The following is a 14,312-nucleotide window of genomic DNA, read 5'->3' as shown; positions in this document are numbered from 1 at the left end:
CACTCCGGCCATGGGGCGATGATGTGTTGCATTCTAATCAATCAAACTACTGAACACTGATTTATTAATTGTAATGACAGCAGGTTTGCACTACATTGCAGGCCATTAATGAATGAAGATTCAGATATATCAATGACCGAAAAATGCCCTATCGCCCGCTGGCGCAGGAAAAAGGAAGCACGCCCCACAGAAATCCTGGATGCCGCTCTAGTCCAATTTGTCGAAAAAGGCTATCGCGCCACCAAGATGGAAGACATCGCCCGTGCAGCAGGCGTTACCAAGGGCACGCCCTATCTGTACTTTCAAAACAAAGAAGAGATTTTTAAGGCGATTGCCCGTGGCACCATTGTTGCCAATCTGCAGCAACTGGCACAGGTGGCAGCCGACTTTCAGGGAAGCACCAGCGCCCTGCTACATCACATGGTAGAGCACTGGTGGCAGGAAGTTGGCTCGGCCCCCTCAGCAGGCCTGTGCAAGTTGATGATTGCAGAGGCGGCCAACTTCCCCGAACTTGCACAGTTCTACTTTGAAGAAGTGATTGCCCCCAGCAACCAGATGCTCAGCACGGTACTGGAGCGCGGCATCGCAAGTGGCGAGTTTCGTGAAGTACCGCTGATCCATACTGTAGATGCCCTGCTGGCACCGCTCTTGACCACCATGATTTTCAACCACTCCTTCGCACAGCTGCCCGGCTGCTGCATCGGTTCCACCAAAGACCCGCTCGGCTTCCTCAAGGATGCGCTCGATCTGGTACTGCACGGCCTGAAAAAGAACTGACAGGAACACTGCCCATGCCCATGCCCCTACGCCTTGCCAGCCCGGCCCTGCTGGCCGTGCTGCTTACTGCCTGTTCTCAGCCCAACGCTACGGTCGAAGAAGTACGCCCCGTCCGGGTGGTCACTGCCAGTCAAAATGGCAGCGTGCCCAGCAATAGCTTTGCCGGTCAGATTCGCGCCCGCACCGAAACCGACCTGGCCTTCCGCATTGGCGGCAAGATCATCGCCAAGCTGGTAAACAGCGGTGAATACGTGAAGAAAGGCCAACTACTGGCCAGGCTTGACCCCAGCGATACCAGCCTGGACATCAACGCCAAGCAGGCACAGCTGGCTGCCGCCGAGTCTGACCTGGCCCAGCAGCAGCTCAACCTGCAACGTTATCAACAATTGCTGGCCAAGCAGTTCATCAGCCAGGCCCAGGTAGACAGCCAGCTCAATGGTGTCAACGCCGCCCGGTCCAAGCGGGATGAGGCCCGCGCCCAGCTGGCTGCCAGCCGCAACCAGGGCAGCTACACCCAGTTGCTGGCCGACGCCGACGGCATTGTCAGCCAGATATCCGCCGAGCCTGGCCAAGTAGTGGCTGCCGGACAGGCCGTGGCACGACTGGCGCACGATGGTGAACGTGAAGCCGCCATCCAGGTGCCGGAAAATGCATTACAGCAAGTGCGCCAGCAAAAGCAGTTTGCCGTCACCCTATGGGCGGGCAAGCAGCAATTCCAGGGCAAGCTGCGCGAACTGGCCGGCGATGCCGACCCGGCCACCCGCACCTACGCCGCTCGCATCAGCCTGCCGGATGCCAACGCGCTCGCACTGGGCCAGACCGCCACCATCACACTGGACGCAAGCGCGACACCGTTATCCCAAACCCTGCGCCTGCCGCTGACTGCACTACTGGATGAGCAGGGCAAGCACTATGTCTGGGTGGTAAACGACAAGGATCTACGCGTTATCCGCCGCCCAGTCAGTGTGGCCAGCATCGACAGCAACAGCGTCACGCTACAAGCTGGCGTCCATCCCGGCGAAAAAGTGGTCAGCGCCGGTGTGCATCTGCTACACGACAAGCAGCGCGTCACCTTGCTGCAAGGTGGGCAGTAAATGAAAAAGCTCAATCTGTCGGAATGGGCGCTGCGCCACCAGGCACTGGTGCTGTACTTCATGGTGATGCTGATGGTGTCCGGCCTGTGGGCCTACACCCAGCTGGGCCAGAAGGAAGATCCGGAATTCACCTTCAAGGCCATGCTGGTGCAAACCTACTGGCCAGGTGCCAAGGCGGTGGAGGTTGAACAGCAAATCAGCGACCGGCTGGAAGAAAAGCTGCAGGAAATGCCGGAAATCAAGTATGTGCAGAGCTACAGCAAGCCGGGCGAATCCCTGCTGCTGGTCACCCTGCGCGAAGACGTGCCGCCCAAGAATGTGCAGTCGCTGTGGTATCAGGTGCGCAAAAAACTGGGCGATGTACGCAGCAGCCTGCCCGCTACCACGCAAGGGCCATTCTTCAACGATGAGTTTGGCGATACCTTCGGCAATATCTACGCCTTTACCGGTGATGGATTCAGTGACGAAGAACTGCGCCGCTACGTAGACCGGGCCAAGGAGGAGATCCTGCGGGTGCCGGATATCGCCAAGGTCAGCCTGGTGGGCGAGCAGAGCGAGAATATCTATATCGACCTGTCCAGCAGCAAGCTCGCCTCACTGGGGCTGGACACCAGCACCATCTGGACCGCCTTGCAGCAGCAAAATGCCATGCTGCCAGCCGGCACCTATGAAACCGCCACCGACCGCATCTGGGTACGCCCCAGCGGCAACTACAACACGGTGGAGGCCGTAGCCAATACGCCTATTGTCGCCAATGGCAAAAATCTGCGCCTGGGCGATATCGTGCAGATTCACCGTGGCTTTATCGAGCCCCCCAGCTTTCGCATGCGTTTCAACGGCCATCCGGCCATCGGCCTGGCCATCACCATGAAAAGCGGTGGCGATGTATTGAAACTGGGCGAGCATCTGGACAGCACCCTCAAGCAGATTCAATCCAAACTGCCGGTGGGCATCGAAATACATGCCGTTTCTGATCAGCCCAAGGTGGTGAAGGGGGCGGTAAGCGAATTCATGCGCTCCTTGATCGAGGCAGTGCTGATCGTGCTGGCCGTCAGCTTCTTCAGCCTGGGTTTGCGCACCGGCGTGGTGGTGGCACTGTCGATACCGCTGGTGCTGGCGATGACCTTCCTCGCCATGTACTTCTTCAAGCTGGACTTGCAACGCATTTCGCTGGGCTCGCTCATCATCGCGCTGGGCCTGTTGGTGGACGATGCCATCATCGCGGTGGAAATGATGGCGCTGAAGCTGGAACAAGGCTGGAACAAATTCCAGGCCGCAACCTATGCCTACACCAGCACCGCCTTTCCCATGCTGACCGGCACACTGATTACCGCCGCCACATTTTTACCGGTGGGGCTGGCCAAATCCGATGCCGGCGAATATGTATTCAGCCTGTTTGCCGTGGTGGGGCTGGCGCTCATCCTGTCCTGGATTGTGGCCGTGGTTTTCACGCCCTTCCTCGGCTACAAACTGCTGCCGGAACAAGCCATTCACCACCAGCAGCATGATGTCTACCACAAGCCCTTCTACATCCGCTTCCGCGCCGTGCTGGAATGGTGTTTGCACTACCGCAAAACCGTGATTGCCATCACGCTGGGCATCTTTATCCTCTCCCTGCTGGCCTTCCGTCTGCTGGTGGCCCAGCAATTCTTCCCATCATCGAACCGCCCAGAGCTGATGGTAGACCTGTGGCTGCCACGTGGTGCCAGTTACGCCGCCACCGAAAGAGAAGTGAAAAAACTGGAGGCACTGATCCGCCAGGACAAGAATGTGCACAGCGTCACCAGCTATGTCGGCAGTGGCAGCCCGCGCTTCTATTTGCCACTGGATCAGCAACAACAGCACCTGAACTACGCCCAGCTGATGGTGATGACCGGCGACGAACATGTGCGCGAACTGGTGAAAAGCCGTATCGAGCAGATTTTCGATCATGACTTCCCGCTGGTGCGTGGTCGCGTCATCCGGCTGGAAAACGGCCCGCCGGTCGGCTATCCGGTGCAGTTCCGCGTCATGGGCCCGGATCACGACAAAATCCGCAGCATTGCTGCCGAAGTGGAAAAACGCGTGCGCGCCAACCCGTCCACCCGCCACGTCAACATCGACTGGGGTGAGCAGTTGAAGGCACTGCGCATTACCCTGGACCAGGACAAAATCCGCCTGCTGGGCATTAACAGCCAGTCCTTGTCCCAGCAACTGCAGATGCTGATTTCCGGAGCCACCGTCACCGACTATCGTGATGGCAACCGTACCGTCGGTATCGTCGCCCGCCTGAACAAGCAAGAGCAGAGCGATGTCTCCGCCCTTGGCAACTTGCAGGTGCAGACCAGCAGTGGCCGTTTCGTGCCGGTATCGCAACTGGGCAAGATTGACTATCAGCCGGAAGAGTCCATCATCTGGCGGCGCAACCGCCTGCCCACCATTACCGTGAATGCCGACGTGGCTGACGGGGTGCAAGGCGATGATGTCTCGTCCGCACTGTGGCCGCAGATGCAGCAACTGGAACAGACCCTGCCGCTGGGCTATCACATCGAACTGGGCGGCTCGCTGGAATCCAGCAGCAATTCGCAAACCGCCATCGCCGCTGTTGCGCCGTTCATGATCGTGGTGGTACTTACCTTGCTGATGCTGCAGTTGCAAAGCTTCCAGCGCACGCTGATGGTATTGCTGACCGCACCGCTGGGCATGATAGGTGTCACCCTCACGCTTATCCTGTTCCAGGCACCCTTTGGCTTTGTTGCCATGCTGGGGGTGATTGCCCTGTCCGGCATGATCATGCGCAACTCAGTTATCCTGGTTGACCAGATCGAACACGATATCCGCGAGGGCATCGACCGCCACGAGGCCATCATCGGCTCAACGGTACGCCGCTTCCGCCCCATCATGCTCACCGCACTGGCGGCCATCCTGGCGATGATTCCGCTGACCCGCAGCACCTTCTGGGGGCCGATGGCTGTCGCCATCATGGGTGGCCTGCTGGTCGCCACGGTACTGACCCTGCTGTTTTTGCCCGCCCTGTACGCCCAATGGTTCAAGGTGGCTCGCCCGCAAAAGAGAACAATATGAAACATCATGCCCGCCTCGCCCCCTTGCTGCCCGCACTGGCCCTGCTACTGGCCAGCAACAGTGCGTCTGCCTTCGACCTGAGCGAAGCCTGGCAGGCCGCCCGCAGTTACAACAGCGACTATGCCGCCTCGCGCGCCGACCTGGGGGCCGGTCACGAACAGGCCGTGCAGGGCCGCGCCCAGTTGCTGCCACAAGTGGCATTGACGGGTAGCTACAGTCATACCAACCCCACCCAGCCAGCGGGGCAAGCCAGCTACGACAGCTCGGGCTATGGCATCCAGCTGGCGCAGCCCCTGTTTGACATCAGCAAATACAGCGCCTACCAGAAAGGCAAGATCGCCAGCCAGCAGGCCGACATCAGCTTCAGCGCGGCAGAGCAGCAACTGATAGTCGACATCGCCCGTGCTTACTTCGATGTCCTGTTGGCCGAAGACACCCTGGCAGCCACCCGCGCCAGTAAAAAGGCGTACCAGACTCAACTGCAGCAAGCAAAAGCCGCCTTCGAGCTGGGCACTGCCACCATCATCGACACCCACGAAGCCCAGGCCGGTTTTGACGCCGCCAGTGCCAAGGAAATCGTGGCCGAAAGCCAACAGGAAATCAGCCAGAACAATCTGCGACGGCTGACTGGACTGGACAGCCGTTTCATCCAGCCGCTACGCGACCAGCTGCCACCACCACCTGGCGGCAATCTGCCCAGCTGGATAGACCTTGCCACGCACAACAGCCTGGCTCTGCGTGCCGCCGAACAAGCACTGAACTACGCCAGCCAGACAGTGACCGAAAAGCGTGGCAATCAGCTGCCGGTGGTATCGCTCAGTGCCGGTTATAACGACAACCGCAGCAATCAGAGCGGCGCGTTGCCGGTTACCCGTGGCAGCAGCATCGGGGTCAGTGTCAGCCTGCCCTTGTTTGCCGGCGGCGGGATTGATTCACAGATTCGCGAAGCACTGGCCAAGAAGGAGTCGGCCCGCGACAAGCTGGAGTCCGCGCGCCGCCAGCTACAGGAAGATGTCCGCAAGAGCTGGCTGGGCGTGACCAATGGCGCAGCATTGGTGCGTGCGCAACAGCAATTATTGGTGTCTGCCAAAAGCAAGGTGGACTCCACCAAGCTGGGCAAGGAAGTCGGCATTCGTACCAATCTGGACGTATTGCAGGCTGAACAGTCCTACTACGATGCCATTACCAGCCTGGCCACCGCCAAATACGACTACCTGACCGCCTGCCTGCAACTGGAGCAAGTGGCCGGCACACTGGATGAAAGCAGGCTGCAGACGGTGAATGCCGCGATCCGCCATTAAACAAATTTGTTATTTGTGATCAAATAGGGCTACTGTTTGCGCAGCAGCCCTTTTTTCATGGTGTGCATGTCTTGCAACAAGTGTTTAACTTTTTAATGCAGGTGTAGCTTTTTGCTAAACACCTGATTAGAATCAAACCACTCTGGAAAACGCCGAAGTCTGCCCCCGGCAACTGGTTGACACTGACAAAAGCAGCGCTAAATGCCCCTAGGTGCACCAGCATTCATGTCCAGGACATTGCCACCAGGCACCCCAATCTTAGGAGAGATGGAATGAGCAACAAAGATCTGATGCAACGCAAGGCCGATGCAACCCCGCGCGGCGTGGGCGTAATGTGTACTTTCTTTGCCGACAAGGCCAAGAACGCCGAAGTATGGGATGTTGAAGGCAATCGTTACATCGACTTTGCTGGTGGTATCGGCGTACTGAATACCGGCCATCTGCATGCCAAGGTACAGGCTGCCGTAGCCGAACAACTGAACAAGTTCAGCCACACCTGCTACCAGGTTGTGCCTTACGAATCTTATGTTGCCGTGGCCGAAAAGCTGAACAAGCTGAGCCCCGGCAACTTCGCCAAGAAAGCCGCCTTTTTCAGCACCGGCGCTGAAGCGGTCGAGAACGCCATCAAGGTAGCCCGTGCGGCCACCGGTCGTCCGGGTGTGATCGCATTTGGCGGTGCCTTCCACGGCCGTACCATGCTGGGCATGGCACTGACCGGCAAGGTTGCCCCGTACAAAATCGGTTTTGGCCCGTTTGTCGGCGAGATCTACCACGCCGCCTACCCGAACGCCCTGCACGGTGTTTCGGTTGAAGATTCGCTGGCCAGCATCGAAAAACTGTTCAAGTTCGACATCGAAGCCAAGCGCGTTGCCGCCATCATCTTCGAACCGGTACAAGGCGAAGGTGGTTTCTACTCCGCCCCGGCCGAATGGGTGCGTGCCATCCGCAAGCTGTGTGACGACAACGGTATCGTGATGATTGCCGACGAAGTACAAGCCGGCTTTGCCCGTACCGGCAAGCTGTTTGCCATGGAACACTTCGACGTTGCTGCCGACCTGACCACCATGGCCAAGTCGCTGGCTGGCGGCTTCCCGCTGGCAGCGCTGGTAGGCAAGGCCGAACTGATGGACGCACCGGCACCGGGCGGCCTGGGTGGTACTTATGCCGGTAGCCCGCTGGGCCTGGCTGCCGCCAATGCCGTTATCGATGTGATTCAGGAAGAAAAACTGCTGGATCGCTCCAACAAGCTGGGCGAGCTGCTGAAGGAAAAACTGCACAGCCTGAAGAAGGACATCCCGCAGATCGCCGATATCCGTGGCCTGGGCGCGATGGTTGCCGTTGAATTCAACAAGCCGGGTACCCACGAGCCGGATGCTGATTTCACCAAGAAAGTACAGACCAAGGCGCTGGAATCCGGCCTGATCCTGCTGACTTGCGGCGTGTACTACAACGTGGTTCGCTTCCTGTTCCCGCTGACCATCGAAGACGAAATCTTTGCTGAAGCGCTGGCCAAGCTGGAAGCCGCCCTGAAGGCCTGATCCGTCACTGGCTGATGATGACGGCCAATCCCGGCAACGGGGTTGGCCGTCTGCACACACACCATCCTCCGCCCACTCTGGAGAGACACATGCTGAATCTGAAAGACCCCTCCCTGCTCAAGCAGCAGTGCTATATCAACGGCCAATGGCTGGATGCCGACAATGGCGAAACCATTCCGGTCACCAACCCGGCCACCGGCGAAGTCATCGCCAGCGTACCGAAAATGGGCAAGGCTGAAGCCGAACGTGCTGTAGCCGGTGCCGCCGAAGCTTTCAAAACCTGGAAAAAGAAATCGGCCAAAGAGCGCTCGGTCATCCTGCGCCGCTGGTTTGAACTGATGATGGCCAACCAGGACGACCTGGCGGTCATCCTCACCAGCGAACAAGGCAAGCCGCTGGCAGAAGCCAAGGGCGAAATCGCTTACGGCGCATCCTACATCGAATGGTATGGCGAAGAAGCCAAGCGCCTGTATGGCGACACCATCCCGGCCCCGGCATCCGACCGTCGCATTCTGGTGACCAAAGAGCCGATCGGCGTTACCGCTGCCATCACGCCGTGGAACTTCCCCAATGCCATGATCACCCGCAAGGCAGCCCCGGCACTGGCCGCTGGCTGCCCAATGGTGGTGCGCCCGGCCAGCCAGACTCCGCTGTCCGCCCTGGCCATTGCCGTACTGGCTGAACGTGCTGGCATTCCGGCTGGCGTGTTCTCGGTACTGACCGGTAGCTCCAGCGAAATCGGTGCCGTACTGACCGGCAGCGACACCGTGAAGAAGTTCTCCTTCACCGGCTCCACCGAAGTGGGTCGCAAGCTGATCGCCCAATGTGCAGACACCGTCAAGAAAGTGTCGATGGAACTGGGGGGCAACGCACCGTTCATCGTGTTTGACGATGCCGATCTGGATGCTGCTGTTGAAGGCGCCATGATTTCCAAGTACCGCAATGCCGGCCAAACATGCGTCTGTGCCAACCGCATTCTGGTGCAGGACGGCGTGTACGATGCCTTTGCCGAGAAGTTTGCCGCCGCCGTGGCCAAGCTGAGCGTGGGCAATGGTCTGGAAGCCGGTATTACCCAAGGCCCGATGATCGACACCAATGCCGTTGCCAAGGTGGAAGAGCACATCGCCGATGCACTGGCCAAGGGCGGCAAACTGATTACCGGTGGCAAACGCCATGCACTGGGCCACAGCTTCTTCGAGCCGACCGTCATTACTGGCGTGACCCCGGCCATGAAGGTAGCCAAGGAAGAAACCTTCGGCCCGCTGGCCCCGGTTTTCCGCTTCCACACCGAAGCAGAAGCCATCCAGATGGCCAATGATACCGAATTCGGCCTGGCCAGCTACTTCTATGCCCGTGACGTGGGTCGTATTTTCCGCGTCTCCGAAGGCCTGGAATATGGCATGGTTGCCGTCAACAGCGGCCTGCTATCCAACGAAGCCGCTCCGTTCGGCGGCGTGAAGCAATCCGGCCTGGGCCGTGAAGGCAGCAAGTACGGTATTGAAGACTACCTGGAAATCAAGTATGTCCTGCTGGGCGGCCTGGACAAATAAGTTCAGCCACCACAAAAAAAGGCCGCGTTTGCGGCCTTTTTTATTATTGCAATAGCGACAGCTTAATGCAGCTTGACGATGGTTTCCGACAGTGGAATATCCGCTTCGCGCAAGCAATCGCACAAGTCCTTCCAGGTAGCATCCTTGTCCGGCGCCACATCCGGCACCATCAGCCAGGGAGAACGTGCCAGTAACGCGTCACTACCCTGCAATTTGAGGCCAACCTCATAGCCCTGCAGCTCCGGCTGATATTCAGCCACGGCTTCCAGATCCTGCAACCCACCCACCTTGCTGGCAATCAATGCCACAGTCAAACCAAGGCGCTTGCGGTTCCAGGCGCGCACACCGGCAGACAGCGCCTCCCACCACGGCAGCGGGGCAAACAGTTCGGCCTCGCCATACTCCATCTCGGCACCAATAGCCTGCTGCACCAGCGGCATCACCGCATCCAGCGCCTTGCGCGACAGCTGCCGGGCCTGATCAACTGGTAATGCTCCGCGCTCAACCAGGAAAGGCAGCCAGGAAATCACCAACTGCGCTTCCTGTGTCTTGCGCGCAGCTTCATAAGTGGCACGGGAAGAGGCCGGATCCAGCGGTGCAAAATCACAGCCGGCATCCATCACACTGGCCAGATGCATCAGGTTCTGGCAGGCGCGCTCATTGAGCATGTCGACAGTAAACAGGGTGGGAGATATCCACAGGATGGCCTTTTCCGGCACATCCAGCGCATCGGCCAGCGGTGTTTCAAGCCGCTCCAGCAAGGGGAAGTGCCACCACACCCCGCCCTGCGCGCGCGAAAAGGCAAAAGGCAGTGCCCATAATTCGAAAGACACGACAGAGCCGTCGGCGCGCACCACTTCGGGAAAGGCAATGGCATCCCGTGCGCTGTTCACCAGCAAGGCACGCGCTGCCGGTTCGCTTAGCAGGGAAAGCTGGGCTTCGGTGAACACCGCCTGATCACCACCCATCAAGGCCTGTTGCACCTGGGCAGCAAAACCGGCGCGATGCATGGGGTCAAGGCTCGCAGCACGGGCTGCATCGCGCAAGGTGCGAATAGCAAGACTGCGCTCCGCTGGCGGCAAGGGCTCGGTTGGCCCCTGGCGCATTTCACGCGGTCGCGGGCCAACCTCGCGCTCGGCATAAGCTTCATGCAGGCGCTGATAAGTGCTCATGGCTTCATCGCAGATTGCCTGCAGGCGCGCCGCCGTGGGGATGTCGCCACTGAAGACAAAATCAAACAGTCGCAATCCACGATTGCACACATAGACACTGCGATTGGCATCAGCCTCAAATAGCAGTGCACTGGCAAATGCCTCGGTATCGCGACCAGCAAACTCGGTGAAATCATTGCCGATCAGACGACAGACAAAGGCCGGTGCCGTGGTATGCACCAGATATTCGGTAGCCTCAAGGCCGGACGCGTCCACGGCATCACCAAAGATAAAACGGCTAGGCGGCTGCGATTCACCCTTGATACGGGCATTACGGGGATGCGGTGTCATCAATCAACCAGAAAATCAGCAAAAACATCCCATTGTACCCGCCACCCCCATCAGGCGAAACCGCCCGGATGCTGATTCGCCTATGTAGCGGCAGCCATTTCGCTACGCCAGTCGGCCATCAATGCGGACAATGCCTGCCGCTGCCGCCCTGCAGCATCAAAGTTTTCCACAGCCAGCCACTGTTCCAGCCGTTGCCGCACGGCAGACCATTCGTTATCCAATATGGAATACCAAGCGGTATCACGATTACGCCCCTTGATGACCATGGATTGCCGGAACAGCCCTTCAAACAGAAAGCCCAGCCGCTCTGCCGCACGCCGCGATGGCAGATTCAGCGCATTGCACTTCCATTCATAACGGCGGTAACCCAGTTCAAAGGCATGGCGCATCATCAGATACATGGCCTCGGTAGCGGCAGGTTTCTGCTGCAACAAGGGAGAATAATTAAGGTGCCCAACTTCAATCACGCCATTGGCTGCATCAATACGCAGATAGCTGGCCAGGCCCACCGGCTGCTCGGTAAGTACATCGATAATGGTATAGAACTGCGGATCGGCCAGCCCTTCCATGCTGTACAGCCAGGCGCTGTAGTCAGCCAGACTGGCAAAGGGCCCATAGCCAAGATAGGTCCAGTTGGCACCTGCGCCATCCTGTTGCATGGCTGCATAAAGTCCTGGCCCATGGCCTGCTGCCGACAATGGCTCCAGCCGACAATACTGCCCGGTCATCACCTGCGGCTGCGGTGCAGGGCAAGCCTGCCAATCCGGCAAACTCAGGCCATGCAACTGCTCATACTGGTTTAATTCACCCTGCGCCAGGCGCTGTGCGATAAATTCATCAGACATATTTTCTCCTAGCAAGCACATTGGATGGACGTACCCGCTGAGGCATGGCTGCCAACGGTGGCAAAACCATCTCGCTTCCACCAGTCCAGCCCGCCTTGCAACTCTTTCACCCGAAAACCCAGTTGCAGCAGCTTGATGGCACCATTGGTGGAACCATTGCAGCCAATGCCATCGCAAAACGGCACCAGCAGGGCATCACGTGGCAATGCGGCGGTTGTCTCTGCCGACATGGTGCGATGTGGTAGGGATAATGCGCCGGGTATGCTTTCACGCTCAAATGCCGCGCTTGCACGGGTATCGATCAAAATCAGCTTCTCACCAGCCTCCAGCGCTGCCTTGACATCGGCAGCATCAATTTCATAGGCCAGCTTGGCCTGATAGAACTCCAGCTGTGTCATCGATTTCATCCTTGCTGATGCATTTGCAATAGCTGCAGATTACGGGCAAATTGATTCCATCAAAAGAACCACTCTACGCCGTTGCGCAGGAACCACTTCATGCATGCCGATTGGATCATCGAATATCTGCAAGGCCATTTGCAGCGTCAGGGCAAGTCAACACTTTCCCAACAGGTGTATCGGCTACTGCGTGAAGCCATCCGCCAGCAGCAGCTCAGCGCCAACAGTGCCCTGCCTGCCAGCCGCATTCTGGCCAGCGCCTTGCAGATCGGTCGCAATACAGTTTTATCCGCCTACGATCAGTTATTGGCAGAGGGCTATCTCTACAGTCGTGCCGGGGCAGGAACCTTTATCAGCCCGGCGTTTGCCACGCAGTCGCCCAAACCAGAAGCAGAAACCCGACATGCGGGCCTGTCACAACGCGGCCAGGATCTAACCACTCAATGCCGCTTACCCACCGGCCTGACAGGTGCCTTTGCTCCCGGCCTGCCGGAGTTGCGCCAGTTTCCACATGCCATCTGGCAGCGCCTGCAGCATCAGCATAATAAGCAAGCACCAGAGCACTGGTGGCATTACCAGCAAGAAGGCGGCCTGCCAGCATTGCGTCAAGCCATCTGTACCTATCTGCAACTCTCCCGCTCGGTACGCTGTCAGCCGGAACAGATTCTGGTGGTGCAGGGTGCGCAGCAGGCGCTGGAGTTAACTGCACGGTTATTGGCCGATCCGGGCGATCAGGCATGGATGGAAGAGCCCGGCTATGTAGGCGCGCAGGCTGCCTTGCAAGCTGCCGGGCTGCATGTCGTCCCGGTTCCGGTCGATACCGAGGGACTGAATCCGGCAGCGGCACCGACAAACAGCCAGCCTCGACTGATGTACATTACTCCCTCACACCAATATCCAAGTGGGGTAGTCATGTCGCTGGCGCGCCGCCTGGAGATATTGCAACGGGCGGACACTGACAATAGCTGGATCATCGAAGACGACTACGACAGTGAGTTCCGCTACGACGCCCAACCCATTGCCTCGTTGCAAGGGCTGGCAGACAGCGCACGGGTAATCTACCTCGGCACCTTCAGCAAGGTGATGTTTCCTGCCATGCGGCTGGCCTACCTGGTGATTCCACCGGCGCTGATTGATGCTTTCCGCGCCGACTATGCCCGTCTGTACCGCGAAGGCAGCTACGCTCAGCAGGCGGCACTGGCTGATTTTATCGAGCAGGGACATTTTCCCCGCCACATTCGCCGTATGCGAGAACTCTATCGTATACGCCAGCAACTGCTACGCAGTACATTGCAGCAATCGCTAGGCAATGCCCTGCCCCTTTCTGCCGGCCAGGCCGGCATGCATCTGGTGGCTGGCTTGCCAGCACATATCAGCGACCAGCAGCTCAGCCAGCAGGCCGAGCAGGAAGGCCTCTGGCTGCGCCCGCTGTCTCGGCATTACCTTGGCCAGAACCATGACAATGGTTTGGTGCTGGGCTATGCAGGTATTGAAGAAAACAGCATTCGCCAGTCCGCCACACGGCTGGCCCAACTGATAGAGCCCTTATTGTGAGCACCACTAAACCTGCATTATTGATTAGCGCCTGTCTGCTGGGGCAGCCAGTTCGCTATGATGGCCAAGCCAAAGGACAAGCACCAGCGCAGTTGGTTGCGTTGGCTGAGCATTTCCGGCTGATTCCCACCTGTCCGGAATGCGCCGGAGGCCTACCCGTACCACGGCCAGCGGCTGAAATATGCGGTGGCGATGGCAAGGCGGTATGGCTAGGCAGAGCACGCGTCATGACTGCAAGTGGTGGTGATGTCAGCCATGCGTTCATGCGTGGTGCAGAGCAAAGCCTCACCCTGGCACAGCAACATGACTGCAAACTGGCCCTGCTCAAAGCGAATAGCCCATCCTGTGGCAATCGCCATATCTACAATGGCAACTTCGAAGCTCAATTACAGCCAGGCGCAGGCGTATGCAGCAGCCTTCTGACCGCGCATGCCATTCATGTTTTCAACGAAGAGGAAATCGGAGATTTACTAAAGCTGGTCATCAACCAGGAGTAATACACAGCAAAGCAACCAAATGCAAAAAGCCCGGAACATAATGTCCGGGCTTTTTACTGCCAGCAGGCTGGCGAATGGTAAGTTTGGCAGTGTCCTACTTTCACATGGCGAATGCCACACTATCATCGGCGCTAAGGTGTTTCACGGTCCTGTTCGGGATGGGAAGGCGTGGGACCACCTCGCTATGGCCACC

Annotated in this window: 11 protein-coding genes and 1 rRNA gene; 8 read left to right on the top strand and 4 right to left on the bottom strand. The window is 58.4% G+C overall.

Features of this window, described 5'->3' with window-relative positions:
- Positions 1 to 132: 132 nt before the first annotated feature.
- The 6 genes from ACODR9_RS20010 to gabD all read left to right on the top strand — a co-directional run bounded on the left by ACODR9_RS20010 (position 133) and on the right by gabD (position 9,323).
- Complete coding sequence (locus ACODR9_RS20010; RefSeq protein ID WP_488811658.1) at positions 133 to 777, top strand: TetR/AcrR family transcriptional regulator; 645 nt, start codon at positions 133 to 135, stop codon at positions 775 to 777.
- Positions 778 to 791: 14 nt separating this feature from the next.
- Positions 792 to 1,871: an efflux RND transporter periplasmic adaptor subunit gene (locus tag ACODR9_RS20005; protein ID WP_488811656.1), complete on the top strand. Its 1,080-nt coding sequence runs from the start codon at positions 792 to 794 to the stop codon at positions 1,869 to 1,871.
- Positions 1,872 to 4,934 (top strand): efflux RND transporter permease subunit, encoded by a 3,063-nt coding sequence (locus ACODR9_RS20000; protein ID WP_488811654.1) that lies wholly within the window; start codon positions 1,872 to 1,874, stop codon positions 4,932 to 4,934.
- Complete coding sequence (locus ACODR9_RS19995) at positions 4,931 to 6,235, top strand: TolC family outer membrane protein (RefSeq protein ID WP_488811652.1); 1,305 nt, start codon at positions 4,931 to 4,933, stop codon at positions 6,233 to 6,235. The genes ACODR9_RS20000 and ACODR9_RS19995 overlap by 4 nt, the downstream gene beginning before the upstream one ends.
- 272 nt (positions 6,236 to 6,507) lie before the next feature.
- A complete protein-coding gene (gabT, locus tag ACODR9_RS19990) occupies positions 6,508 to 7,773 on the top strand; it encodes a 4-aminobutyrate--2-oxoglutarate transaminase (RefSeq protein ID WP_488811650.1) in 1,266 nt (421 codons plus the stop codon).
- A gap of 89 nt (positions 7,774 to 7,862) precedes the next feature.
- Entirely contained in the window at positions 7,863 to 9,323 is a 1,461-nt protein-coding gene (gene gabD / locus ACODR9_RS19985; RefSeq protein ID WP_488811648.1) for an NADP-dependent succinate-semialdehyde dehydrogenase, read from the top strand.
- Positions 9,324 to 9,385: 62 nt separating this feature from the next.
- Here the strand turns inward: gabD and ACODR9_RS19980 are convergent, their stop codons facing one another.
- The 3 genes from ACODR9_RS19980 to ACODR9_RS19970 form a co-directional block, all read right to left on the bottom strand.
- Positions 9,386 to 10,825, bottom strand: coding sequence for a hypothetical protein (locus tag ACODR9_RS19980; RefSeq protein ID WP_488811646.1), 1,440 nt, complete (start codon positions 10,823 to 10,825; stop codon positions 9,386 to 9,388).
- Positions 10,826 to 10,905: 80 nt separating this feature from the next.
- Entirely contained in the window at positions 10,906 to 11,670 is a 765-nt protein-coding gene (locus ACODR9_RS19975; protein ID WP_488811644.1) for a GNAT family N-acetyltransferase, read from the bottom strand.
- A gap of 8 nt (positions 11,671 to 11,678) precedes the next feature.
- Entirely contained in the window at positions 11,679 to 12,068 is a 390-nt protein-coding gene (locus ACODR9_RS19970; protein WP_488811642.1) for a rhodanese-like domain-containing protein, read from the bottom strand.
- 99 nt (positions 12,069 to 12,167) lie between these two features.
- On the opposite strand from ACODR9_RS19970, the gene pdxR reads away from it, so the two are divergent.
- Positions 12,168 to 13,622, top strand: coding sequence for a MocR-like pyridoxine biosynthesis transcription factor PdxR (pdxR, locus tag ACODR9_RS19965; RefSeq protein ID WP_488811640.1), 1,455 nt, complete (start codon positions 12,168 to 12,170; stop codon positions 13,620 to 13,622).
- The gene (locus ACODR9_RS19960) at positions 13,619 to 14,119 is read left to right on the top strand and encodes a 2-thiouracil desulfurase family protein (RefSeq protein WP_488811638.1); all 501 of its coding nucleotides are present in this window, start codon (positions 13,619 to 13,621) and stop codon (positions 14,117 to 14,119) included. Before pdxR ends, ACODR9_RS19960 begins: the two co-directional genes overlap by 4 nt.
- 81 nt (positions 14,120 to 14,200) lie before the next feature.
- On the opposite strand, the gene rrf is transcribed toward ACODR9_RS19960, so the two are convergent.
- A 5S ribosomal RNA gene (rrf, locus tag ACODR9_RS19955) occupies positions 14,201 to 14,312 on the bottom strand.

This window comes from Aquitalea sp. FG25 (assembly GCF_057809375.1).
The sequence above is the reverse complement of the archived record's forward strand: the minus strand, read 5'-3'. Positions and strand labels throughout refer to the sequence as shown.